Consider the following 24172-nt stretch of genomic DNA (forward strand, 5'->3'; position numbering starts at 1 on the left):
ATCCTGTTCGGCCGGTAGCCCGATCAAGATGTGCAAGTTCTCCGATAGCTGGTTACGGCCTGATTCACCTGATGATACATTCACGAGGCGTGATCGAGTCCCGCAGGTTCGAACACTGGCCCAACATTTTTTCGTTCGTTCGCTGCCGTATTCAAGACGGCACTGAGGCACGCGAAATCCATCCGATGCCGAGAGGCAGCTGCGCGCGTCAGAATCTCATCCGTCGTATCGACTGGGCCCAGCTGAAGTTTCCCCACTCCTAGACGTTGTTTATGTCGTATGCGACATTCGGTTTGAGTATAAGGTAAGGTCAATCAAGATGCTCTGGCTGTAGGCCTTGTCGATGACCGTGCCAGTGTTTACCTGGTTTGTAGCAAAAGTTAGCATCACCTTTTGTATTGGCGCCATTGCATTTAGCTGCTTGCCATAGAGTAGCAAAGCGCAAAGGGGGTTCGCATTTCCATTCACCAATTCGGAAACACCGCATGTTACTGGTGTGATAGTCAGCTCTCGATTGAGATCACCCCCGCTTCACGGCCGACCACATTGCCACTGCCTTGGGGCGCTTCGACTTCCAGCCTTTCGCCGATATCAATGCCGTAAGAGCTGACGCCCTTAATTTGGCCGTTAGGGCGCGCAATCGGGCCGCCAAGCAGTTTGGAGTGGCGATCAGCACGGCGATCGGCTGGATGAAGCGGGTCGATGAGACCGGCAGCGTTGCTCGGGGCCAGATGGGTTGGAAAACCATTACCTTTCTGGCGGCCCTGCGCCATGACCGGATCGATGCGCCATGGTTCATCGAGGGACCAATCATGGCGTGAGCTTCCGGATCTATGTGGAGAAGGTTCTCCTGCCGACCCTTCGGCCCGGCGACATCGTCGTCCCGGACAATCTCGGCAGCCACAAAAGCAAAGCCGTGCGCCAGCTCATCCGCTTCGCCGGAGCAAAGCTCTTCTTCCTGCCAAAATACTCACCCGACCTGAACCCCATCGAACGAGTCTTTGCCAAACTCAAGCATCTGCTCCGCAAGGCAGCCGCACGAACCGTCGATGCGGTCTGCGCCGCCATCGGCGAACTCCTTTATGCATTTACACCCGAAGAATGCGCCAACTACCTCAAAAACTCAGGCTATCGAAGCTAGTCCCATCACGCTTTAACGGCGAGCCTCCCAGGAGGCTAGCGCCCAATGATCTGTGCCTCGATCATATCCGTTCTCAGCTCAACCCGCTATCCCGATCGCTCTTGAGGACCGTGGCGGAGCGCTCGTCTGAGCTCGCCGAACTGGTTGAACATGACGATGAGAGCGATTATTCCGGCGCCAAGCTCTGCGAGCGCTTGACTGGCTAACAGTCCGTTAAAACCCGCTACCAGCGGGAATAACAGTACGGCCGGTATGAAGAGATACCCCTGCCTGGCCAAGGACACAATTGCACTGAGGCGCGCTCTCCCAAATGACTGAAGCATTGCCGTCACGAAACTCTGCACCCCAAACAGTCCAAAGAAGAGATGGAACACGATGCAGGTCGAGACGGCAATTTCGGTGACGTACTCGTTATCGCTAAATAGGCTCACTAAAGGCCTTGCAAAAATCACAACGGCCGCAGAATACAGCACCGAGAATGCGATCGTCACGAAGAGCATGAACTTCGCAGCCCTCAATATATGAGCATAGTCGCGTGCGCCCCAACCGAAACCCAGGATAGCTTGAGCGCCAATACAGAACCCGGTGATAGGCAGTGCGCCGACCATCAAGATACGCACAGCTATTCCAACCGCGGCGATGGAATCGTCGCCGAACGGCGCAGCAGCTCCGTACAAGAGCATAACGGCAAGAGCAGATAAGATACTCGTCATTGTCGCCGGCGCGCCTACCAACGCGAGCTGTCTGATGCGGTCTGCTCGCAATGATATGTGAGATATCCTGACGAGAACCGTCCCGCCAAGCTTCGTAAAATACGCGATATACAGTCCGACAGCAGAGATCTGAGACACCAGCGTTGCGAGGGCTGCGCCTCGCACGCCAAGGTCAAGTGAAAATATGAAGACGGGATCAAGCACAGCGTTCAGGATAAACGCGGTCATCATCACCCACATGCTAAATCGTGTATAGCCTTCGGCTCTTACAATGAACCCGCTGACGGTATTTAGTAGCATCGGGGTGCACCCCAACAAAACCGTTCCCGCGTAGTCGAGCGCCACGGGCATGATGGTTGGGGTTGCTCCGAGCGTTGCAAATATCCCTGGCAGATTTGGAAGCAGAGTGAGGGTGACTATGATACCGATCGGAGCGGCGAGCGCGAGTGCCGTGCTTGCGCCTCGACTCGCTTCTAGGTACTCACGAGCGCCCAGATGACGAGATATGAACGACGCTGCTCCAACACCGATCCCCTGTCCGGCTGCGGCGAGCAGGACCACGATCGGCAAGGTCATGCTAACAGCTGCGATCGCCTGCGCGCCTAGGGCGCCAACAAAGATCGCGTTGACGACCTGCTGCAGCGCATGGATCGATAATCCAACAACAGACGGAATGGCGAGCCGCAGGATAAGACTCAAGAGATTCTGGTCCGATAGATCGACGTGCTGTTTTTTCTTTGGCATCACATTACGCTTGCTGTCGAGGGCGAATTCTGTATTCGGTCCATTCACGGACGAGTTCCAAATTCGACGATGGCGTACTCAGCGCAATCCTCTCTGGATCTGCTCTGGCACGCCGTGATCGCCTGGATAGGTTGACGTTTTCAAAACTGATTTTTGCCTGGGCATACGCCTCCCGTCAGTTGTAGCGAATACTGACTGAGGTGTTCGAGGGTAGCCCCCAGGTTCTGCTAGTCATATTGTGCCGTTCCGCCCTTTGGTTGAGCATCGTGCCGGTTGCGTTCACTTCTCGGGATGGTCGGCGGGGAAACGCGGCCAGACCCTAGAGCCTCAAGTTGGTTTTGGCATCTACCGGATCTTGTAGTAGACGCTCCATCATCTGCATGGCACAAGCAATGAACGTGCTCAGAACCACTGTGGTGGTTCGATGATGTCCTGCAATCTTTACACGATATCGGGTTCCTCAGCGCGATCGAGACGAACGGCAGGCTGCCGGCCCCGGCCAGCGTGGTGACTGGATTTGCGTCAGTAAATCGCGCCGCGCTGGCCGTCACTCGCGGACACGAACTGAAAATTCGTGTGGCCGCAACCGGCAGCCTGCCAGACCGGTTCGATGAGCGTGCCTTGAACAATTTCTGCTTCGATCGAAAGACCGCCCTGACGCCGTCGAGCGGCGGGCTATCTCGGACTGCCTGGCTCAGCCGAAATGGCGGCTCAGCGTGCAGTCCCACAAACACTCGGCATCACATGAAGATATCCCAAGCATTTAAGTTCGAGGCAGCGCACCGACTTCCAAACGTCCCGCAGACACATCGCTGTCATCGGGTGCATGGTCATTCCTATCGCGTCGAGGTCGTGCTGAACGGGGCCGTCGATCCGCACACCGGATTCGTAATGGATTTCTTCAACATGGAGGAAGCGTTTGGCCTTCTTATAAAGAAGCTCGATCACCATTGCCTGAACGACGTCCCGGGACTGGAAAATCCGACGGCGGAAAATATCGCCATCTGGATCTGGGAGCACGCGAAACCGCGCCTCGCCCAACTCTCGAGCGTGAGGGTGTACGAGACGACGGATAGTTGGGCGGAATATGACGGGCCCGATCGCTGAATTCAGCGCTGATTTGGGACTGTGTCGATGCGGCGCGCCTGTCGTTCTTCGGCTCAGAAGCGGACTTGCTCGATCTGCGATTCGGCTCTTCATCCGCCACGCCCGCGGCCAGATTTCCGCGCTCACAGAAGAGCCCTTGGATCCGACCGGAGCGCCCGGTTTGGCTATGAGGACACCCATCACGTGACCGCATTCGAAAAGCTTCCGGCCAAACGATTCGGAATCTCGCGTTGTGCTAACCGCGGAACGATCAGAGCGATTCGTCCTCAGGAGCGAATTCGATGCTGATTGTACCGGCGAGACGACCCGCCATTCCGGACGCTGCGGCTGGGCGACTTGGTGCTGCAGCAGGTCGGCGCTAGCCGCCAATGCGAGGAGCACGGGTTGATGCAAGATCGCGCAAGCCCGCATGTGCGCGAGCGTGCCATAGACATCGCCGTCAATACCCCCCGTTCGACACTTCGACGGGCGAAGCCTCAATTGAAGCTGGCGAGGTGCCGGACTCGAGCGTCCGCGCTGACTGGTCACGGATGCATCCCTTGGCCGACTGGTTATTTCCACCCAACCAATAGCTGCGGACGTAAACCGGGCGAACAGCTGTCCACAGGAACCGATGCCTCGCCCCGCCGCATCCGATAGAGTGCAGTCAGGCCCGCACCGACCGCGGGTTCATCCCGGGAGCCTCCGATCCCCAAACCTTAGCCGAAATGGCGGCCGCGCTCGAGTAATCGCCGGACTATCGCGTCTTGGCCGGCTCGTTTCGCGCCCAAAATTGGCGGGGATTGAATTTCTTGGCAACTATCTAAGCCTGCAGCAAATCAGCGGTCTCTTTTCAGACAGCAATTGCAGCGCGGTCAGGAAGTGAATAATTCTCCACCAAGAACCAATTGAAAAATGGGTACGCCACCCATTCGGGGAACATGGATTCTGTCCCTGTCCCGGGCGACGTCAATCCTGCGAGTTATGCTGCCGTGATGTCCGGCAACTCACGTGGCGGTGGCCTGCTCGGTCAGGTAACAACAGCATCCGCCTGTCGGAGCAGAAACGGATCCGCGACGCGCTCTTCGCCGAACACATGATTCCCCCAAGCTTCGCACCACCGGTTTGAAGCTCCGGACGCGCAAGGGACCGTGAAACCCTCCCAGGCATCCGTCGCTCACCACATCTGCACAATGAAGCGGCCGTATTTGGTCGCGATGTAGTCCTTCACCTCGGGCAAGCAGTAGATTGAGACGAAGCGCAGCAGCCGCGGATCATCCTTCCTGTCCGCCGCCGCAGGCACCCAGTGCGATCAAGTTACCGCGGTCGGCGAGCAGCGCCGCTACGCTAGCGGCGCGATCGAGCAAACCCGAGTTGATCGTTAGGATCATCGCTTGGCCAGGTGGGCATCGGATGCTCCGATGAAGGCGAGCTCGGCGGCGTTCTGGACGTGATCGGAACTCGCGTCGGCGCGGTGATCCGACGCGATCGCGACATAGAGCGCCGGCAGCACGAAAAGCGTGAACAGCGTGCCGATGGACATGCCCGCGACGACCACGAGCCCGATCGAGAAGCGGCTCGCGGCGCCAGCACCCGTTGCGGTCAACAAAGGTAAGAGGCCCGTGACCATCGCCGCGGTTGTCATCAAGATTGGGCGGAGGCGGACGCGCGCCGCCATCTCGATGGCCGAGCGGGAATCGAGTCTCTCCTTGAGCTGCAGCTGATTGGCGAACTGGACCATCAGAATACCGTGCTTGGATATCAGCCCAGCCAATGTCAACAGTCCGATTTGGGTGTAGATGTTCATCGTCGCCAAGCCAAAGAATAGCGGGATTAAGGCGCCGGCGATTGCCATGGGAACGCTGAACATAATGATGAGGGGATCGCGCAGACTTTCGAACTGCGCCGCAAGCACCAAGAAAATGACGATGAGTGCAAACGCAAAGGTGATGACTAGTTTGTTACCCTCCTGCACATATTGACGGGCGTCCCCGAGGAAGTCGTGACTGAACTCTGCGGGCAGTTTCATTGCCTCGACGTCGAGGAAGTCCACAGCCTGACCGATCGTGACGCCGGGCATCGGTACGGCTTGGAAGGTCGCGGAGTTGAGCTGGTTGTAGTGGGTGAGTGCGTTCGGATTGGTCGCAGTCTCGATGGAGACCACGGTCGATAGCGGCAGCATCGAGCCCGCCGCTGTCTTGACATAATAGCTCCCAAGTGATTCCGGCGTCAGGCGTTTCTCGCGCGGCACCTGCGGGATCACTTCGTAGGAGCGGCCCTGCAGGTTGAAGCGATTGACGTAGTTTCCGCCAAGGAGGGTCGCGAGCGCGCTACCGACGTTCTGCATGGTGATGCCAAGGTCGCTCGCCTTGGATCGATCGACCTTGATTCGCACCCCCGGCTGGTTGAACTCAAGGTCAGAGTCGCTGACCATGAACAGACCGCTCTTGCGCGCGGCATCCTTCAGCTCCGACATCTGCTCGTAGATGTACTGGAAACCGAGCGTCGACTTGATCACCATCTGCACTGGTAAGCCGCCCGAACCGCCCGGAAGCGGCGGCAAGCTAAAGGCAAATGCGTTGATGCCTTCCAGTTTGGACAGCTCGGCCTGGACCAGCGATTTCAGCGCGATCGATGAGCGCTTGCGCTCGGCCCAAGGCTTAAGCAACATCCCGGCCATGCCGCCCTGCGGACCGCTGATGCCGTTGAGCACGAAGCGAAAATCCGTCTCGGGAAACTTCTGGAGTGCCTTGTCGAGCTTGGCGCCGTAATAATCCAGGTAATCAATATTGGCGTATTTCGGCGCTTTTGTCAGTGCGAATACGATGCCCTGATCCTCCTCGGGTGCGAGTTCCTTGGAAGTGTGCATATACAGAAAGGCGACGAGGCCCAGCATGGTCAGCGCAAACAGCCCGGTAATCGGGCGATAGTCGAGCGAGCGGTCGAGCTTGCGGCCGTACCAGCGCGTCATGGCGCTGAACACACGATTCACAAACTTTGCAAACCGCCCCTCTTCAGCGCTCTTCAGGAAGACCGCGCACATCATGGGCGACAGCGTCAACGCGATCACGCCCGACACGATCACCGAACCCGCCAGTGTAAACGCGAATTCGCGGAACAGCGCGCCGGTGAGGCCGCCGAGAAAGCCGATGGGCGCGTACACGGCGGCCAACGTAATCGTCATGGAGAGGACGGGGCCGACGATCTCGCCCGCGCCGTTCGTAGCGGCCTGCGCGGGCGACGCACCTTCTTCCATATGGCGATGAACGTTCTCCACCACGACAATTGCGTCATCAACCACAAGACCGATCGCAAGCACCATCGCAAGGAGGGTCAGCAGATTGAATGAGAACCCCAGCGCCAGCATCATACTGCAGACGCCAATAATGGACAGCGGAATGGTGACGACCGGAATGATGACAGACCGCAAGGAGGCCAGGAACAGGAAGATCACCAACACCACGATCGCGACCGCCTCAAGGAGCGTCTTCTCCACCTCGTCTATCGATGATTGGATGAACTTGGTGGAGTCGTAGGCCACTTCCATCTTCAGCGATGGCGGCAGGCTGCGCTTCATTTCTGGAAGCAGTGCCCGAACGCCTCGCGCTATGTTCAGTGGATTACCTTCTGGGCTCGCCTGCACGGCGACGAAGATAGCGTGTTCGCCGTTCATCGCGACGCTGGCGTTTGTGCTCTGCGCCGCAAGCTCGACTGTCGCGATGTCCTCCATGCGCACAAAGCCGCCGTCATTGGCTTTGACGATCATGCGCTTGAATTCATCAACACTCCGCAGATCAGTGTTGACCGTGACGTCGGAGAGAGTGAAATAGCCCTTAGTCTGGCCGGCCGCAGCCTGGAAGTTGTTGGCCGCGATTGCAGCAGAAACATCAGCTGGCGACACGCCGTGGCCCGCCATTCTCGCGGGATCGAGCCATAACCGCATCGCAAAACTCTGGCCGCCGAGGATGTCTGCCGCTGCGACGCCGTCTACAGTTGACATAATCGGTTGCACCACGCGCGAGAGATAGTCGGAGATCGCGCTGGCCGTCAGTTCTTCGCTGGAGAAGGCGATATACATGACAGCTGTGGTCTGACCGGCAGATTTGGTGACGACCGGATCGTTCGATTCCTTAGGGATTAAATATTTGACCGAGTTGACCTTGGAGAGCACTTCAGTGAGCGCCTCGTTGGGCTCGAAATTGAGCTTGATATAGACCTGGATCGTCGAGGCACCGAGCACCGAGGAGGACGTAATGTAATCAACGCCTTCGGCCGAAGCGAGCGCTTGCTCAAGGGGCGTGGTGATGAACCCCTGGATCATGTCGGCGGAGGCGCCAGGATAAGAGGTAGTGATATTGACGACCGTGTTGGTCAGCTTAGGATACTGCCGGATTGGCAAAACGGTGGCCGCACCAATGCCGGTCAGCAGGATCAGGAGACTGACGACGATAGACAATATAGGACGTTTGATGAAGAGCTCGGTAAATGCCATCGCGATGCTCGCATTCAAGAGACTGACGGAAATTCGCCAGTAAGCCAGGCTACAGCAACAGTCATCAACGCGGCGACTGTGGCTAGGGGCACCTTCTCAGGGTATGGCCCCATGTTTCTCTTAAGCTAGCAACCGCCCCGGGGGGGGGCCGGCTCGAACCAGTAGAGCTGAGCCTCTGGGCAAAGCCGCAGACAATGTAAAGAGTCAGCTCCGTCGTAGCAGCCGATGTCCAAGATCACTGGGTCTTGCTTCTGGAGGGAGCACACAATGTGCTGATGGACCTCCAACGCGGAAGTGGGCTGACGTATTTCCATTTAACCTCGTCCCACGCCTCAATGGCAGCAATGCCTTGCAGCACACTTATCAACTCAGCTTAGGATTTCGCGCCGCCCCACCCTTCGGACGGTCCAGCTTCGACGCTGAAACTACAGACAAGCCGACGGGCAGCTCAACTCTACAGAGGTAAGCGGGGGTTATAGAACGGGTTGCATAACCTATACCAACGTTTGTCGACGAGCGACGCCCGCATGAGCCGCGCGAGACTTGTGATGTTGCTCGAGAGCACAGGCGTTTCCCTTCGGTCTTGTGCTTCACGATGAACCGGCCATCTCGGGTCCGCCCGCAAAGTAAGTGAATCCCAGGAAGGCGAAGGTCTCGGCCACCGCTCGCTGCGCGGCTGACGCGGGAGGGCCGCGAACCGCGCCAAACTCGATCAACGGGTTTTGTCCGCATGGAGCGCCGGCCAGTCGCGCATTGAGGGCCAAGAGCATTTCCTGGGCATCTGCCTTGCTCTCGAAGCCGATGACGAAGTCGTGCGCAAAGCGCACGGTCACAACGCGACCGCGCTGCATGGCGACCGCTCCAGTGGTCGACCCAGCGATCGAGGAGGTAATGCAGGAAGATGTTGGAAAGGAGCGGACTGATCCTGCCCTTTGCGGCGTGTGTCTTGCTTCTCGCCGCTCTCACGAACGCCAGCTCGCAGCCGCATCTCGATGAGCTGCAGGATACGAGGATCGGCAATCCTGTGCGCCACCATCCGCAGCAGCCACTCGTGGTCGACCGAATCGAAGACACTGGATATGTCATGATAGCCGGATCGAGGGCATCAAGCTCCATCTGAGGATCCCGCCCCGGCCGGGAGCCGTAGGAGAACCCGAGGAATTCGAGCTCATAGGCGGCGCTCAACACCTCGGCCACCGCGCTTTGGACGATCTTGTCCTCTAGCGGCCGGCACACCGAGAGGCCGCCTACCCCCGTCGGGTTGGGGATGTAGACGCGCCGCACCGGCTGTAGCCGGTAGGGACAGTGTGGACCCGTGCGCAGAGATCGCGGATTGGTCCGTGAGCCCCTCTTCGTACTTTGCCTCCCTTATCCCATCGACCTCCGCGCCGGCCTGCGGGCTTTTGTCGTCGAAACGCCCGAAGCAGAGCGTCTTTCTCGATGTGGTGCAGCAAGGCTGTGAACCGGTTTGGACATATGGTCGGCATGTTCCCCAACGAGGAGGCCATGGTTCGCCTCATTGGAGTGGCCCTGCTCGAACAGAACGACAATGGGCCGTCCAGCGCGCCCGTTACATGACGCTAGAAATCATCGCGCCTTTGAGCGATGATTCGAGCGTCAGCCTTCCGGCCGCCAGCTGACCGGCCCGGCCCTCTTGCCGGCCAACCGGTTGCCCGAGCGCCAGTTACAGCATGCTGAGGAACACGAGTATTTCTGACAGTGCTTTTCGCGCCCTACTGCGGAGCTCACGAAGACGCGATTGCTGGCTCTTGGAGCTCGACGCAAGATCGAACAAGCGGAATAAGAAAAGACCCAATCATCGAAGGGTCCTTGGGGTCGGACCACCGCGTCTGGGCTGAACGTTACAGTTCGCCGGGGCTCTGCGGCAGCCACTACAATATGTGGGGAACCGAGGACGGCTCCTACGCACCGGGCACCCGCACCCGATAACAAACTTACGCCGCCGCCAGTATTTTTACTCCGCTTTGCTTAGCATTTCTGCTCTGGACTACGCGCCTCATCGCCAGGAATGCCCTCACGCACGCTGCGGCACTTGACGAATTTCATTTTCATTCGACGCTGCCGAAGCCAGCATGAGGGACGCGTTGCGAGTAATCGCTGCGGCTTGGCCGTAGCGCAGCGCGGAAATTTACGCTAGCTTCCGCTCGCGAGTTTGCAAATGCCTACCCGCATCCGATCTTTCCGAAGACAACGAGCGACCATTCGACCGCTTGCCCCCTCCCATCCTCAGAGCTGGGATAATCCGGACAATGAGGAAATCTGGTTTGAGTTGGCGCGCGCCATCGGCCGTCAGATCGCACGGGATGAAAATCATGGCTCGGGGCAGCCGATAGAGGACCGGCATGACGACACCGTCATCGAAGAAAACGGCCGTAATATACGCGCGCTATTCGAGCGACATGCAAAAGGCGAGCTCGATTGACGGTCAGCTGTTACTCTGCCGCAAGGTCGCATTGCGCAACAACCTCGATGTCGTCGGCGAGTTTGTGGATGCCGCAAAATCTGGTCTTACCGAAGGTGCGCGGGACGGCTATCAGCGCTTGCTCAACGGTGTGCGAAGCCGGCAGTTTGACGTAGTCGTCGTTGAGCATTTCGACCGCTTGTCGCGCGATCCCGCAACCATCCAGCGTCTCAAGCAGGTTTTCGAGTTCAACGGCGTTGAGCTGATGGATCAGAAAGGAGTCTACGCGACCGCCACTGACATTAGCATCGCAAGTCTGTACAACACGATTTACAAGCCGCAGCTCGCCGAAAAGGTTCGGCGCGGCCATGACAACGCTGTTGCGAACGGAAGAATTCCGGGCTCATACGCCTATGGTTATCGGCCAAGGCCGGGCGCGCCCGGCGAGCGCGTAATCGATGAGAACGAAGCAAAGATTGTGCTCCGCATCTTCAAAGAATATGCAGCGGGCCGCTCGACCCGAACTATCGCCGCTGACCTCACCCGCGAAGGTGTGCCCTCACCAGGGGCAACTCGTCACAAGAACAAGGCGGGTCGCACCACCTGGAACCATCAGTGCATCACAGGCGGTCGGCATGGTCGCGGCATTATCGGCAACGAACTCTACATCGGCGAGATACATTGGAACGTTCGCTCGACAATTCTTAACCCAGAGACGCAGAAGAAACAGAAGCGCCGCAATCCAGCTGAACGCCACATTATCGTCAAAAAGCCAGAGCTGCGGATCGTTCCGCAAGGGCTCTGGGATCTAGCGCAGAAGGTTCGTAGGGTGCGCGCGGTGTCTATGTTCGGACCGACTGGCCAGCCGCGGCGTCGCGCCGTGAGTCCGCGCAACAATGAGCACCCGCTTGCCGGTGTGCTCCGGTGTGGCGTCTGCAATGGCCATATGCGAATCGCTCAATCCTCGCGTAACGGTGCGCCGCGCGCGGCATGCGCGAGCGCGCATCAGCGGGGCACCTGCGAGCACACCCGTAGCTTTGATATGGACGTTCTGCTCGAGGATGCCTCCGAAAAAATCCAGGTGAAATTGCTTTCGCCGAAAGCCATTGAAGAGGCGATGCGTACTTGGAAGGAGGAGCGCAAAAACGATCGGAACAATGGTAGCGAACACAATAAGCTAGAGCGTCGACGCCGCGTATTGACTACCGAGATCGAACGCCTCTCTTATGCCATCGCAAATAGCCGCCGCAAGCCGGACGAATTGCTCAAGCGGATCGATGAGTGCGACCTGGAGCGGGAAAGCGTTGAAGAGCGCTTGCGGCTGCTCGGCGGTGGCGGCGAAAATATAGTTGGCTTCGATCGCCCGAAATTCAGTGACCGATACTCCTCGGAGGTTAGAAGGCTTATCACCGCGCTCAAAACCAATCCGAAGGCGATCGAAACTCGCATTGCCTTCCGCAACTTGATTGAATGCATAGTAGTGCATCCGGTTCGCAAGCGGATGCCCTACGAATATACGCCCTACCTGAACAGCTCCGCGCTTTGCGGAAAGAACCTTTTTCCCGAAAACCGCAGCAAGGAGCGAGAGATAAGCACGTTTGCATACTACGACAATGGCAAGTCAGGGAAATCCGTGTCCTCGTAATAGACGCGGACCTGCATATGGTGGCGGCCGTCGCGGATCTCGCCGTCGAGATGAGCTGTCACGTCGCGAGCCTCTTCGCTTTTCGGTAACCAGCCCGTTTTGCGCAAAAACGGCCGGCTGCGCAAGCGCGGCTAGACCACCGCCGGCCCACGCCCCAGCGTCACCTCGACGATCTCCGGCGGCACGCCGACGCGGAGCGGCATGATGCTGCAACCGAGGCCGCCGGAGATGATGACGTCGCATTTGAGCCGGACATGGCCATAGGCGAGCCGGAGGCCGTGCTGTGGCGGAACCGCCGGCGACCAACCGAGCAGGCGGACCTGGCCGCCATGAGTGTGGCCGGACAGTTGCAGCGCGATGCGGGCGGGCACGCGCGGCGCGATATTGGGCTCATGCGCGAGCAGGATGATCGGCGCGTCGTCGGTGACCTTGGCAAGCGTCGCGTCGAGATCGTCGGCGCCGAAGCGTCCCGTGCTCCGGAAGCGTCGCGCCGGCAGAAAGGCGAGTTGATCGCCAAGGCCGGCGAGCCAGAATGCACGGCCATCCTTGGCGAGCCGCACGACGTCGTTCTCGTAGACGGGAATGCCGGCCGTCTCCAGCGCGCGATGCGCGACCGTCGGCCCGTGTCCAGCCTGCTGGACGATCCTGTCCGCCCAATAGTCATGGTTGCCCATGACGGCATGGACGCCGAGCGGCGCTTTCAGGCCGGCCAGCACCTTGGCCCATTCGCTCGCCGGAATGATGCGCGTGACCTGGTGCAGACCGGCAACATAGTCGCCGAGCAGCACGATGATATCCGCATTCAGCGCATTGGTGCGATCGACGATGGCTTCGATCCGCTCCAGCGACATCCAGGGATCGCAGGCATGGATGTCGGCGATCACGGCGATCTTCAGCGGGAAATCCGCCGGCCATTGCCGCGGGGTTGGATGATAGCGGGTGACGCGAAGCCGCAGCACCGGCTCGACGCCGACGCCATAGGCCGCGGTCGATGCGCCGAGGGCGGACAGTCCGCCGATGGAACGGATGAGGTGACGGCGCGTGATCATGGCAGCCTGATCGTGATGCAGCTTGTTGATGCGACCCTATTGAAGCGGAAATGGGGTGCTTTTGTGCAGACCCTCTGCACGAAATCACCGGAAATTCATGACGGCCCGACCGTCCGTACTTGCGCAGATCAGTCGTCGCTCTCGTCGGTGCCGAACAGGCCGAACTGTGCCGCCGTATCGCGCGATGGCTCGCTGATGCCGAGATGGCGAAAGGCGTGCGAGGTGAGCAGGCGGCCGCGCGGAGTGCGCTGCAGATAGCCGCACTGGATCAGATAGGGCTCGATGATGTCTTCGATCGCATCGCGCGGCTCCGACAGAGCGGCGGCCATCGTCTCGACGCCGACCGGGCCGCCGCCATAGTTCTGCGCGATGGTCGTGAGGTAACGGCGGTCCATCGCGTCGAGGCCGGCGGCATCGACCTCGAGCGCGCTCAGCGCGTGGTCGGCAATCTTGCGATCGATCCTGTCGGCATCGGCCGCCGAAGCAAAATCGCGCACGCGGCGCAGCAGCCGGCCGGCGATACGCGGCGTGCCACGCGCGCGTCGCGCGATCTCGTTGGCGCCATCCGCGCTCATGCCGACGTTGAGCACGCGGGCACCACGGGTGACAATGCTTTCCAGCTCCTCGATGGTGTAGAAATTCAACCGGACCGGAATGCCGAAGCGGTCGCGCAAGGGATTGGTGAGCAGGCCGGCGCGGGTAGTGGCGCCGACGAGGGTGAATTTCGACAGCTCGATCTTCACCGAGCGCGCCGCCGGACCCTCGCCGATGATGAGGTCGAGCTGGAAATCCTCCATCGCGGGATAGAGCACTTCTTCCACCGCCGGGCTCAGGCGATGGATCTCGTCGATGAACAGCACATCGCGCTCTTCGAGATTGGTGAGCAGCGCGGCGAGATCGCCGGCCTTGGCGATCACCGGGCCTGATGTCGCGCGAAAGCCAACGCCGAGTTCCTTGGCCACGATCTGCGCCAGCGTGGTCTTGCCGAGGCCGGGGGGACCGACGAACAGCACGTGATCCAGCGCCTCGCCGCGCTTGCGCGCCGCCTCGATGAAGATGGACAGATTCTTGCGCGCCTGCTGCTGGCCGACGAAGTCGGACAGCGATTGCGGACGCAGCGCAGTGTCGCCGACATCGTCGCTGCGGCGCTCGGGCGTGACCATGCGGTTGGCCTTAGGATCGCTCACTTCGCGAGCTCCTTCAGGCCAAGGCGAATGAGCTGCGCGGTCTCCGCATTCTCACCCGCGCTGCGCGATGCAGATGCAATGGCCGCGGCAGCTTGCGGCTGGCCGTAGCCGAGATTGACCAGCGCGGAGATCGCGTCCGCCACGGGCCGTGGCGCGCGCTGGTCGTCGACGGCGCCGGCGAGGTGCACGACCGCCGGATCGACATTGGCAAAGGCCGGCGCCTTGTCCTTCAACTCGGTGACGATGCGCTCTGCGACTTTGGGGCCGACACCCGGCGTGCGCGCCACCGCAGCCTTGTCGCGCAACGCGATCGCGTTGGCGAGGTCGGACGGCCCAAGCGTGCCGAGCACGGCGAGCGCGACCTTGGCGCCGACGCCCTGCACGGTCTGAAGCAGGCGAAACCATTCGCGCTCCTGATCGCTGCGGAAGCCGAACAGCTTGATCTGATCCTCGCGAACATAGGTCTCGATCGACAGCACGGCGGCCTCGCCCGGCGAGGGCAGATGCTGCAGCGTGCGCGTCGAGCAATGCACCTGATAACCGACCCCGCCGACGTCGAGGATGACGAAATCCTCGCCGTAGGAATCGATCAGGCCCTTGAGCTTGCCGATCATAAGCCTGCCACCTTCAGCCGCAGCGCGGTGCTCTGGCGATGATGGGCATGGGTGATGGCGATGGCGAGCGCGTCGGCGGCGTCCGCGGACGGCGGATCGGCCTTCGGCAGCAAAATCTTGAGCATCATCGCGATCTGCTGCTTGTCGGCGTGGCCGGCGCCGACCACCGTCTTCTTCACCTGGTTCGGCGCGTATTCGGCAACACTGATGCCGAACATCGCAGGCGCGAGCATGGCGACGCCGCGGGCCTGGCCGAGCTTCAGCGTCGCGACGCCGTCCTTATTGACGAAAGTCTGCTCGACCGCGGCTTCCATCGGCTTGTGACTGGACAGGACGGCGGCGAGCCCCTCATGGATCGCGAGCAGCCGGCTCGCCAGCGGCAAATCGTCCGGCGGCTCCACCGAGCCGCAGGCGACGTAGATCAGGCGGTTGCCCTCGGCCTCGATCACGCCCCAGCCGGTGCGGCGCAGGCCAGGGTCGATGCCGATGATGCGAACGGGGCCACGAATCGGGAGCGTCGTCATGAGCCAGTGATAGCGGCTGGCCGCCGTGGGGGAAACAGAAACAGAACGGAAGTAACAGGGGAAGTGCCCCCCTACCCGCCCATCTTCGCCAGCAGCGCGTCCGACACCTCGAAATTGGCGTAGACGTGCTGGACGTCGTCGTGCTCGTTGAGCAGGTCCATCAGCTTGAGCAGCTTCTCGCCCGTCTCGTCGTCGACTGCGACCGTGTTCTGCGGCTTCCAGATCAGCGCGGCCTTGCGCGGCTCGCCGAACTTGGCCTCCAGCGCCTTGGCGACGTCGCGATAGCCTTCGGTCGAGGCGTAGATCTCGTGGCCGCCTTCGCTCGAGATCACGTCGTCGGCGCCGGCCTCGATCGCGGCATCCAGCACCGCATCGTCGGAGGCGATGCTGCGGTCGTATTCGACGATGCCGGTTCGGTCGAACATGAAGGAGACCGAGCCGGTTTCACCGAGATTGCCGCCGGACTTGGTGAAGAAGGAGCGGATGTCGGAAGCCGCGCGGTTGCGATTGTCGGTCAGCGCCTCGACGATGACGGCAACGCCGCCTGGGCCGTAACCCTCGTAGCGGATCTCGTCATAATTCTCGCTGTCGCTGCCGAGCGCCTTCTTGACGGCGCGCTCGATATTGTCCTTCGGCATGTTCTCCTGGCGCGCCGCGGTGATGGCGGCACGCAGGCGCGGGTTCATGTTGGGGTCGGGCGTCCCCAGCTTGGCCGCGACGGTGATTTCCCGTGCCAGCTTGCCGAACAGTTTCGACTTCTGGGCATCCTGCCGCCCCTTGCGGTGCATGATGTTCTTGAATTGGGAATGTCCGGCCATGCGTGATCTTCTCTAGGGACTCGTGCGCCAAGGTGAGCGTGGGAAGCGCGGCCTTATAGGCCGCCACCCCCTTGGAAAGAAAGAGGCTCTACGACTTTAAGGTAACACCGTACGGGCCCGTGCCTAGATGTCAGGCATCGTTAACCCTGATTTCATTCCAGCCTGCGAAAATAGCCTCCGACCGTCCCGCGACAAGAGAGACCTGATGGCATTCGGACTATTTCGGAAGCGTCTGCCGGACATGGCTGCACCTGCGGCTGCCCCGCAGGCTGCGCAGCCGGCGGCCCATTCCGAGCCTGCCGCGGCCGTCGAAAGCGATTCGGCCAAGGAAATCCTGGAACTGCTGGAACTCGAACTGGGCGCCATGATTCGCCAGCTCGAGCGCGCCGCCAATTCGGTGGCCGGCGGCGCCGAGGCGACCGCCACGACACTTGCCGCCATCCGCGACCGCACCGACGCCCTGACCGGCCGGACCAACGCCGCGCAATCGAATGCCTCCACCTTCGCCCATGCCGCCGACAAATTCACCCAGTCGGCGCTGGGCATCGGGGCGCAGGTTCGCGAGGCCGGCAAGCTCGCCGACGAGGCCAGCGCCGCGGCACAGGAAGCCCGCGCCAATGTCGATCGCTTGCGCGAATCCTCGGCCGCCATCGGCAACGTGGTCAATCTGATCGCACAGATCGCGCGGCAGACGACGCTGCTCGCGCTCAACTCGACCATCGAGGCCGCGCGCGCGGGCGCTGCGGGAAGAGGCTTTGCGGTCGTCGCCACCGAGGTCAAGGCACTCGCGGTGCAGACCCAGGGCGCGACGGAGGAAATCACCAAGAAGATCGACGCGCTGCAGCGCGACGCCGCCGGCTCCGCGGATGCGGTGCACCGCATCTCGCAGGCGATTGAGGCCATCCGCCCGGTGTTCGAGACCGTCAACGGCGCGGTCGCCGAACAGAACGCCACCACCAGCGAAGTCTCCGGCAACGCGACCAGCGCGTCGCAGTTCATCATCTCGGTCGGCGACAGCGCAGCCGAGATCGATGCTGCGACCAAGGCGGCCGAGAGCCACGGCGAGAGCGTCGCCAGCGCAGGCAAGGCCGTGACCGCCTTCGCACAGAAACTGAAATCGCGCTGCGCCGTGCTGCTCCGCCAGAGCGAGCACGATGACCGCCGCAAGACCGAGCGGCTGCCCTGCCATCTCAAGCTAAAAACCGCCCGCGGCGTGCTGCCGGTCTACGAGATAGCGATGGACGGCGTGCTGATCGGCGGCGCGGACGCGGGCCGCCTTGCATCGCAAGCCATGGTCGAAGGCACCCTCGAAGGCGTCGGCGCCTGCCGCCTGCGCGTGGTCGAGCAATCCAAGGCCGGTGCCCGCGCGCAATTCGTTAGTCCCAATGACGAGCTCCGCGAGAAGATCGAGGACAGGCTGTGGTCGATCCACGAGGAGAACACGGAGTTTGTCACCCGCGCCATGGAGGCGGGTAACGCGCTGACCGCGATCTTCGAGCAGGCGGTTGCCCGCGGCGAGGTGAAGATCGACGACCTCTTCGACACCGATTATGCCGAAATCGCCGGAACCAATCCGCAGCAGTACCGCACCAGATATCTGGACTGGGCCGACCGCGCGCTGCCGGCGTTCCAGGAAGCCTTTCTGGCGAAGGACCCGCGCATGGCATTCTGCGCCATGGTCGATCGCAACGGCTTCCTGCCGGTGCACAACAGGATCTATTCGCACCCGCAGCGGCCGGGTGATGCCGCCTGGAACACGGCCAACAGCCGCAACCGGCGGATGTTCAACGATCCGGCGGGGTTGGCTGCCGCGCGCAACCTGCGCTCGTATCTGGTGCAGAGCTATGCACGCGACATGGGCAACGGAAATACGGTGATGATGCGCGAGATCGACGTTCCGATCCGCGTGCAAGGCCGGCACTGGGGCGGATTCAGGACGGCCTACAAGCTCTAGTGCGCGCTCAGGCAAGACGCCAAAGCGCGAATCACCTCCTAAGATCGATATTGGAATGGGAATGCCGCGGAGAGCCGGCGAACGGCTCTGACTGGAGGACTCTCAAGACATGTCCGTCGTACAACTTGCAGTACTGGACACTGGCTCCAACCGAACGCTTGCCGAACGGCTGATCGATCAGCTCGCCGACCGCATCGGCGGACTCGGCGTGGAACTCGCTGACATCGCCGGCAACGTCCAGGAAGTCGCAAGCCGCGTCGCGAACCAGTCGGAACGTTTCCACCACCTCCAGGAAACTGCCGAAACGATGGTGTCGGCCAATCACGACATCGCCAATGCGTCACAGGCGGTGCAAACGACCACGTCAGCGGCGGTGGGCGAGATCGCGCAGTCGCGCGGCGCAGTCGATGCCGCGGTGAGCCACATCTCCGAGCTCGTTGCAGCGGTGGAGCGGATCGAGGCGCGCTTGAGCGCCGTCGGCTCCGCGCTGGCACAAGTGGCAAAAGTGTCCGGCTCGATCGAGGCGATCGCAAAGCAGACCAACCTGCTCGCGCTCAACGCCACCATCGAGGCGGCACGCGCCGGCAATGCCGGCCGCGGCTTCGCGGTGGTCGCAAGCGAGGTCAAGAACCTCGCGGAAGCCACCCGCCAGGCCACGCACCAGATCTCCGACACCGTGCGCGATCTCGACGGCCAGATCGAAGGTCTGATCGGCGAGAGCAGCGATGCCTCGCAGCGCGCGAAGACGGCCGGCGAAGGCGCCCAGCGGATCTCCGGCATCATCTCGCGGGTCCAGCAGGGCTTCGCCTCCGTGGAAGCCGAGATCGGCAGCGTCACGCGCGCGGCAACCTCCAATCTCGGACATTGCGACACCGTCATCAGCGAGCTCAACGAGCTCGCCAAGGGCGTCGACCTCTCCTCACGCGATCTCAAGAACGCCGATCAACGCGTGACCAAACTGCTCGACACGTCCGAAGGGCTGATTGCGCTGATCGCCGACAGCGGCGTCGAGACATCGGATGCGCCGCTGATCCGAATTGTCGTCGAGACCGCAAAGCGGATCTCGGACGAGTTCGAAGCCGCCATCGGCCGCGGCGAGATCACGCTCGACCAGTTCATGGACGAGAACTATCGGGAAATCCCCGGCACCGATCCCAAGCAGTACAACACCAACTATGTCGACTTCACAGACCGCGTGCTGCCCCCGATCCAGGACCCGATCCAGAAATCCGATCCCCGCATCGTGTTCTGCGTCGCCTGGGCCAAGGGCGGCTATCTGCCGACGCACAACCCGAACTACCGCCTGCCGCAGGGCAAGGACCCGGTCTGGAATAACGCCAATTGCCGCAACCGCCGCCTGTTCACCGATCGCGCGGTGCAGAAGGCCGCGGCCAACACCAAGCCGTTCCTGCTGCAGACCTATCGCCGCGACATGGGCGGCGGGCAGTTCGTGCTGATGAAGGACCTGTCCTCGCCGATCATGATCCGCGGCAAGCACTGGGGCGCCTTCCGGATGGGCTTTCGGCAGAGCTGAGGGTCGTCGCGACGCGCTTGCGGCGGGCGCATGGCCTCCCTGAATCAAAAACCTCGAAAACAACCCCATGCACAGTAGCCGGGGCGAGTAGAATCAACGGCTTAAGCGCCAGATGAATCCGTCGATCCAGGCGCCTCTGAAGCGCTTGCGCCGTCGGGCAAAACAGGCGTATACTGCTATTATTCCGAAATCTCCACCCCTCCTCCTCTCCCCTCGCGAGAGAAGCCGATTTCCATAGCCCCGCCCCGCTTTCCGTAGACGGCGCTGGCCGCGCGCTGTACGGCCTTCCGGGCCTACGCTTGGGCGGCCCGGTAGCTGTGCTTGGCAATGAACGGACTACTTCTTTTGCTCGGTGGTCGTCGTGGCGGCCGGGGTGCCGTCGCGAGCGTGCCGTCGCTCGTCGCGTCCCGTACGCCTCTCTTGGCGCCGCTCTGTGCGTCCCGTGCGGCGTTCCTGGCGGCGCTCTGTTCGCCCGCTGCGCCGCTCCTGGCGGCGTTCTGTGCCTGACTTCGGCGCGTCCGCTGGCGGCGTGGTAGGCGCGGCGGCTGGCGCAGTGGTTTGAGCAACAGCCTCTGAGGCCGCCAAAATTGAGGACGAAACCACAAGCCCAAACACCCCTGCGTATCCAAGGAAGGTTAGTGCGTTGCGACGACAGACCTGTTTCGGCTCCGAACGTTCATTCATGGTCAGGCTCCCGGTTGCTGCCCCTTAGAGCATGTCACCAGCGTCGGTGGCCTAGTTATTGATCTGGATCAACTTGGTTCGGTGCTTCGAGCCACGTTGGGATTTCGGCCGATGGGATCGACACTCTCGGAAAGTGAGGGATGACAGTCCCTGCACTGACGATCAGTCCGTCGTTGAATTTGGTTCGCGCAAAATCCTTGGCTGCTGCTTCGCTTTCAAACGTGTTGGTTAGCCGCGGATGTCGCCGTCTTGACAGTGTGCCATCCAGCGGCACTTCAAAAGTGACGTACCAAGTGTGTTTCATGCCTAAAGCCGCCCCGTCGGTACGGTGGCCTATCCCCGCCAGACAAAGCAAAGCCGCCACCGGGACGAGGCGATGGCGGCTTCTTCCTGGCTTGCGAAACCGGCCTTTACCGCCTGGCTCCGACACGATTGACGCCACCATTCGCATTGCCGCCGGCGTTATGACGGACTGCGGCGCGCGCCACCGGGCGGGGCCTGAGCACGACGCCTGCCCGAGCAACGCAACCCGCTGGGTAGGCAGTGTATTGGCAATACACGACCGCATTGGCTGGGCCTGGATTGAGCGTGAGACCTGCAAGGCCCAACAGGGCGCTGGCAGCAATCCCGGCAACAGTCGCTGACCTGATCGAAAGATGCTTGCTCGGATGCATGGCGGACCTCTCTCTTGGAACTTGCGCAACTGAGGCTCATCGCCCTTCTCAGGTGCGGCAGAACATAGCGTAGTCGCCGCAGTGGGCGGGTTCGATTGATCTACATCAAGCTCCTGCGCGGAGAGAGCCGCAATCTCGCGAGCGGGGCTTAAGGAATTCATGGAAGGGTTTCTGTCATGCTCCGCTTCATTCTTGCTTCTCTTGCCGCTTTCGTTTTGCTCACCGCCTGCTTGATCCCCGATGATGCCGAGGCTCGGCGCGGCGGAGGTGCCTATCGGGGTGGCGGCGGTTATCGCGGCGGTGCGGTCGCAGTTCGAGGACCGCGAGGCGGCGGCGCTGTTGCGGTGCGCGGCGCAGGCTACCGGGGCTACGGCTACCGGGGCGGCTATCGCGGCTACGGCTATCGGGGCTACGGTGTGGGAGCGGCAGCGGTAGGCGCGGCTGCCGTTGGCACTGCTGCGTACCGCCGCAGTTGCTACGATGCTTACGGAAACTATATTTGCGCCTATTAACCCGTCGACCGCGACTTCCATCGCCTCGCGCTCAAGTCCGCGCCTGATCGAGCGAATAGGCGTGAACGGCGAAGAGCGGGCTTCGGGCTTTAGCCGGGACCGGCTGATAGACGGTGAACGGCTTCGGGCTTCGCATGGCTTGCTCCTGTTGAAGCTCGGGCGAACCCCGAGCTTCAACTTTCAGCCACCGTTAGCGCGTGCAGTAAAACCAAGATTTCGGCTGGAATTCATTGTCCCCGGAATCGTTGCGGTCCGCTGCCGCTGGGTCCAGTCCTGATCGCTCTCCCCGGCCAAGCCGCCGACAGCCGTTTTTCGGCCTATTAAACATTCGGCCGTGCCATTAGGCTCCGGGACCGAGGGGACTAGGATGGCAATGCGGTTTTGCCTGTTCTCACTATCCTGGCGATCCTTTTGCAGGCGGACCTTCGCCGCCCCGCTGGTCGTCGCATTGTTGCTGGCAACACTGGGGCCGGGTCGGGCGGCTGATCCTGAGCCCAAGCGCGTTTTGATGCTGCAATCATTCGGCCTCCGCTTCAAACCGTGGACCGATTTCGCTGAGTTTCTTCGCCCCCAAATGATCAAGCAATCGAAAGTCCCAATCGACTTTCAGGACCACTCGCTGCTAAGCGCCCGTGTGGACGACGACAAGGCGCTCGCACCCTTTATCGGTTACCTCCAAGCATTGTACGGGGCCAAACCTCCCGACCTCATTGTCGCCCTCGGTGCGCCAGCTGCCGAGTTTGTGCAGCGGTATCGCGCTCAGCTTTTCCCCAAGACACCCATGATGTTTACTTCCGTCGAGGCGCGACGGGTCCAATACGACAAGCTGACCGAGTATGACACCGTGGCCGCTGCGGCTCATAATTTTCCTGCCGCCATCGAAACTATTCTGAAGGTGTTGCCCGACACGAAAGTGATCGCCGTCGTGAATGGGGCTTCGCCCAATGAAACATTTTGGCAAGGGGTATTGGAGCGAGAACTCGCACCGTTCAGCGGGCGGGTTGAACTACGATGGTATAACAAGCTGTCATTTGAAGATATCCTGAAAGACGCGGCACATCTTCCACCTCACAGCGCCATCTTCTGGCATCTGATGAGCGTTGATGCGGCGGGTGTTACACATGAGGGCGCTGCCGCATTGCACAGGCTCTCGGCTGCCGCCAATGCTCCCATATTTTCTTATCTTGACGGATTTTTTGATGGCTCGATTGTCGGCGGCTCCATGCATTCGACTGAGAAGGGCATGACTATCGCAGCCGCGGCGGCAATCCGTATTCTAAACGGTGAAAAAGCTGGCGACGTAAAGGTCGCACCCAGCCAATTCGAGCTGCCAAGGTTCGATTGGCGGCAAATGCAGCGGTTCGGGATCAGCGACAGCCACCTGCCGCCCGGCAGCACGGTCTACTTCCGCGAGCCATCGGTGTGGGAACGGTATTTATGGCTGATCGCATCCGTCGTCGCGGTTTTTCTCATACAAGCCGGGCTTATTGCTATCCTGCTACGTGAGCATCGCCGTCGTCAATTCGCCGAAGTACAGTCGCGACAGCGCATGACTGAACTCGCCCACGTTAATCGCTTCGCGACCGCTGGCGAACTGACCGCCTCGATTGCTCACGAGATCAACCAGCCGCTTGGGTCTATTCTGACGAACGCCGAAACCGCAGCCGCGATCCTGCAATCGCAGCGTCCCGATATCGCTGCACTTTCCGATGTCGTTGAACTCAGGGAAATTGTGAACGATATTCTACAGGATGACCGGCGTGCCACCGAGGTCATTCGCAGGATGCGCAGCCTCCTAAAAAAGGCGCCGTTCGAATTGAAGCAACTGGACCTCAATGAGGTTGTGCAAGAGACGGTCAGATTTCTTTTGGCGCTAACCGTCAGCCGAAAATTCGAAATGGTCAACGTGATCACGCCCGATGCGCTACCGATCCTCGGCGACCGCATTCAGCTTCAACAAGTCATTTTGAACCTTGTGCTGAACGGGGTCGAGGCTATGAAGGACACGTCTCACGAAAGCCGCACTATCAGCATCCGGACTGCGCGCGTCGATCAATTCGCCGAGCTATCCGTGTCAGATCGCGGACCCGGCATTCCAGAAGACAAATTGAAACAGGTTTTCGAGCCGTTTTACAGCAGTAAAGCGGAAGGCATGGGCATGGGCTTGTCCATTGCGCGCACCATTATCGAAGCACACAACGGGTTCATATCAGCGAGCAATCGGGAGCATGGCGGTGCCTCGTTCACGATCAGGCTTCCCTTTGTCGCTTGATCCAAAACGGCGCCCGTACGCGGAGACGGACCCCTCACCCGAATGAGCCTGCGTCTACCAGCGTCGCTGCCCTCTCCCACAAGGGGAGAGGGCACAACAATGAGTCG

Annotated in this window: 17 protein-coding genes and 3 pseudogenes; 8 read left to right on the forward strand and 12 right to left on the reverse strand. The window is 60.8% G+C overall.

Annotated features, from left to right (window positions below; genetic code table 11):
* Nucleotides 1-737 precede the first annotated feature (737 nt).
* A pseudogene (locus RX329_RS38295) lies at nucleotides 738-1141 on the forward strand (IS630 family transposase); the annotation flags it as partial.
* 86 nt (nucleotides 1142-1227) lie between these two features.
* Here RX329_RS38295 and RX329_RS38300 read toward each other — a convergent pair.
* Nucleotides 1228-2646, reverse strand: a complete 1419-nt coding sequence (locus tag RX329_RS38300; protein ID WP_317245407.1) for an MATE family efflux transporter — start codon at nucleotides 2644-2646, stop codon at nucleotides 1228-1230.
* Nucleotides 2647-3342: 696 nt separating this feature from the next.
* Here RX329_RS38300 and queD point away from each other — a divergent pair.
* A complete protein-coding gene (gene queD / locus RX329_RS38305) occupies nucleotides 3343-3705 on the forward strand; it encodes a 6-carboxytetrahydropterin synthase QueD (RefSeq protein WP_085361592.1) in 363 nt (120 codons plus the stop codon).
* Nucleotides 3706-4861: 1156 nt separating this feature from the next.
* Here the strand turns inward: queD and RX329_RS38310 are convergent.
* The 3 genes from RX329_RS38310 to RX329_RS38320 form a co-directional block, all read right to left on the reverse strand.
* Entirely contained in the window at nucleotides 4862-4987 is a 126-nt protein-coding gene (locus RX329_RS38310) for a hypothetical protein (protein WP_317245408.1), read from the reverse strand.
* A gap of 84 nt (nucleotides 4988-5071) precedes the next feature.
* Nucleotides 5072-8176 (reverse strand): efflux RND transporter permease subunit, encoded by a 3105-nt coding sequence (locus RX329_RS38315; RefSeq protein ID WP_317245409.1) that lies wholly within the window; start codon nucleotides 8174-8176, stop codon nucleotides 5072-5074.
* Nucleotides 8177-8766: 590 nt separating this feature from the next.
* Complete coding sequence (locus RX329_RS38320) at nucleotides 8767-9027, reverse strand: hypothetical protein (protein ID WP_317245410.1); 261 nt, start codon at nucleotides 9025-9027, stop codon at nucleotides 8767-8769.
* A 628-nt stretch (nucleotides 9028-9655) separates the two neighbouring features.
* Here RX329_RS38320 and RX329_RS38325 point away from each other — a divergent pair.
* Together RX329_RS38325 and RX329_RS38330 are read left to right on the forward strand one after the other, a co-directional pair.
* Nucleotides 9656-9816, forward strand: a pseudogene (locus RX329_RS38325) (IS256 family transposase); the annotation flags it as partial.
* Between the two features lie 723 nt (nucleotides 9817-10539).
* Nucleotides 10540-12243, forward strand: a complete 1704-nt coding sequence (locus RX329_RS38330) for a recombinase family protein (RefSeq protein ID WP_259217620.1) — start codon at nucleotides 10540-10542, stop codon at nucleotides 12241-12243.
* Here RX329_RS38330 and RX329_RS38335 read toward each other — a convergent pair.
* From RX329_RS38335 to RX329_RS38360, 6 genes and pseudogenes are all read right to left on the reverse strand, one after another.
* A pseudogene (locus RX329_RS38335) lies at nucleotides 12225-12305 on the reverse strand (acyl-CoA thioester hydrolase); the annotation flags it as partial. The gene RX329_RS38330 and the pseudogene RX329_RS38335 sit on opposite strands and share 19 nt — an antisense overlap.
* 69 nt (nucleotides 12306-12374) lie before the next feature.
* Nucleotides 12375-13292 (reverse strand): metallophosphoesterase, encoded by a 918-nt coding sequence (locus tag RX329_RS38340; protein WP_085351778.1) that lies wholly within the window; start codon nucleotides 13290-13292, stop codon nucleotides 12375-12377.
* A 128-nt stretch (nucleotides 13293-13420) separates the two neighbouring features.
* Nucleotides 13421-14455, reverse strand: coding sequence for a Holliday junction branch migration DNA helicase RuvB (gene ruvB, locus RX329_RS38345; protein WP_198957650.1), 1035 nt, complete (start codon nucleotides 14453-14455; stop codon nucleotides 13421-13423).
* Nucleotides 14456-14475: 20 nt separating this feature from the next.
* Nucleotides 14476-15093 (reverse strand): Holliday junction branch migration protein RuvA, encoded by a 618-nt coding sequence (ruvA, locus tag RX329_RS38350; protein ID WP_018454590.1) that lies wholly within the window; start codon nucleotides 15091-15093, stop codon nucleotides 14476-14478.
* Nucleotides 15090-15617, reverse strand: a complete 528-nt coding sequence (ruvC, locus tag RX329_RS38355; protein ID WP_018454591.1) for a crossover junction endodeoxyribonuclease RuvC — start codon at nucleotides 15615-15617, stop codon at nucleotides 15090-15092. The genes ruvA and ruvC overlap by 4 nt, the downstream gene beginning before the upstream one ends.
* Nucleotides 15618-15688: 71 nt before the next feature.
* Nucleotides 15689-16435: a YebC/PmpR family DNA-binding transcriptional regulator gene (locus RX329_RS38360; protein ID WP_085361596.1), complete on the reverse strand. Its 747-nt coding sequence runs from the start codon at nucleotides 16433-16435 to the stop codon at nucleotides 15689-15691.
* Between the two features lie 205 nt (nucleotides 16436-16640).
* Between RX329_RS38360 and RX329_RS38365 the strand changes: the two genes are divergently transcribed.
* A complete protein-coding gene (locus RX329_RS38365) occupies nucleotides 16641-18389 on the forward strand; it encodes a methyl-accepting chemotaxis protein (RefSeq protein ID WP_085361597.1) in 1749 nt (582 codons plus the stop codon).
* A 109-nt stretch (nucleotides 18390-18498) separates the two neighbouring features.
* Nucleotides 18499-19923 (forward strand): methyl-accepting chemotaxis protein, encoded by a 1425-nt coding sequence (locus RX329_RS38370; protein ID WP_085361598.1) that lies wholly within the window; start codon nucleotides 18499-18501, stop codon nucleotides 19921-19923.
* Nucleotides 19924-20662: 739 nt separating this feature from the next.
* Here RX329_RS38370 and RX329_RS38375 read toward each other — a convergent pair.
* Nucleotides 20663-21052, reverse strand: coding sequence for a hypothetical protein (locus RX329_RS38375; protein WP_240543344.1), 390 nt, complete (start codon nucleotides 21050-21052; stop codon nucleotides 20663-20665).
* Nucleotides 21018-21281 (reverse strand): hypothetical protein, encoded by a 264-nt coding sequence (locus RX329_RS38380; RefSeq protein WP_083926371.1) that lies wholly within the window; start codon nucleotides 21279-21281, stop codon nucleotides 21018-21020. Before RX329_RS38380 ends, RX329_RS38375 begins: the two co-directional genes overlap by 35 nt.
* Before the next feature lie 176 nt (nucleotides 21282-21457).
* On the opposite strand from RX329_RS38380, the gene RX329_RS38385 reads away from it, so the two are divergent.
* Nucleotides 21458-21793 (forward strand): hypothetical protein, encoded by a 336-nt coding sequence (locus RX329_RS38385; protein WP_083926372.1) that lies wholly within the window; start codon nucleotides 21458-21460, stop codon nucleotides 21791-21793.
* A gap of 367 nt (nucleotides 21794-22160) precedes the next feature.
* Complete coding sequence (locus tag RX329_RS38390; protein WP_085351773.1) at nucleotides 22161-24065, forward strand: sensor histidine kinase; 1905 nt, start codon at nucleotides 22161-22163, stop codon at nucleotides 24063-24065.
* The last annotated feature ends 107 nt before the right edge of the window (nucleotides 24066-24172 follow it).

Origin of the sequence: Bradyrhizobium sp. BWC-3-1 (assembly GCF_032917965.1) — a bacterium.
GTDB lineage: Bacteria > Pseudomonadota > Alphaproteobacteria > Rhizobiales > Xanthobacteraceae > Bradyrhizobium > Bradyrhizobium canariense_D.

Excerpts from the sequence above, each read along its gene's own strand:
- ruvC (WP_018454591.1), bottom strand. The coding sequence starts at position 15,617 with ATGACGACGCTCCCGATTCGTGGCCCCGTTCGCATCATCGGCATCGAC.
- RX329_RS38360 (WP_085361596.1), bottom strand. The coding sequence starts at position 16,435 with ATGGCCGGACATTCCCAATTCAAGAACATCATGCACCGCAAGGGGCGG.
- RX329_RS38380 (WP_083926371.1), bottom strand. The coding sequence starts at position 21,281 with ATGCATCCGAGCAAGCATCTTTCGATCAGGTCAGCGACTGTTGCCGGG.
- ruvB (WP_198957650.1), bottom strand. The coding sequence starts at position 14,455 with ATGGTCACGCCCGAGCGCCGCAGCGACGATGTCGGCGACACTGCGCTG.
- RX329_RS38330 (WP_259217620.1), top strand. The coding sequence starts at position 10,540 with ATGACGACACCGTCATCGAAGAAAACGGCCGTAATATACGCGCGCTAT.
- RX329_RS38385 (WP_083926372.1), top strand. The coding sequence starts at position 21,458 with ATGCTCCGCTTCATTCTTGCTTCTCTTGCCGCTTTCGTTTTGCTCACC.
- RX329_RS38340 (WP_085351778.1), bottom strand. The coding sequence starts at position 13,292 with ATGATCACGCGCCGTCACCTCATCCGTTCCATCGGCGGACTGTCCGCC.
- RX329_RS38375 (WP_240543344.1), bottom strand. The coding sequence starts at position 21,052 with ATGGTGGCGTCAATCGTGTCGGAGCCAGGCGGTAAAGGCCGGTTTCGC.
- queD (WP_085361592.1), top strand. The coding sequence starts at position 3,343 with ATGAAGATATCCCAAGCATTTAAGTTCGAGGCAGCGCACCGACTTCCA.
- RX329_RS38390 (WP_085351773.1), top strand. The coding sequence starts at position 22,161 with ATGGCAATGCGGTTTTGCCTGTTCTCACTATCCTGGCGATCCTTTTGC.
- RX329_RS38365 (WP_085361597.1), top strand. The coding sequence starts at position 16,641 with ATGGCATTCGGACTATTTCGGAAGCGTCTGCCGGACATGGCTGCACCT.
- RX329_RS38315 (WP_317245409.1), bottom strand. The coding sequence starts at position 8,176 with ATGGCATTTACCGAGCTCTTCATCAAACGTCCTATATTGTCTATCGTC.
- ruvA (WP_018454590.1), bottom strand. The coding sequence starts at position 15,093 with ATGATCGGCAAGCTCAAGGGCCTGATCGATTCCTACGGCGAGGATTTC.
- RX329_RS38370 (WP_085361598.1), top strand. The coding sequence starts at position 18,499 with ATGTCCGTCGTACAACTTGCAGTACTGGACACTGGCTCCAACCGAACG.
- RX329_RS38320 (WP_317245410.1), bottom strand. The coding sequence starts at position 9,027 with ATGCAGCGCGGTCGCGTTGTGACCGTGCGCTTTGCGCACGACTTCGTC.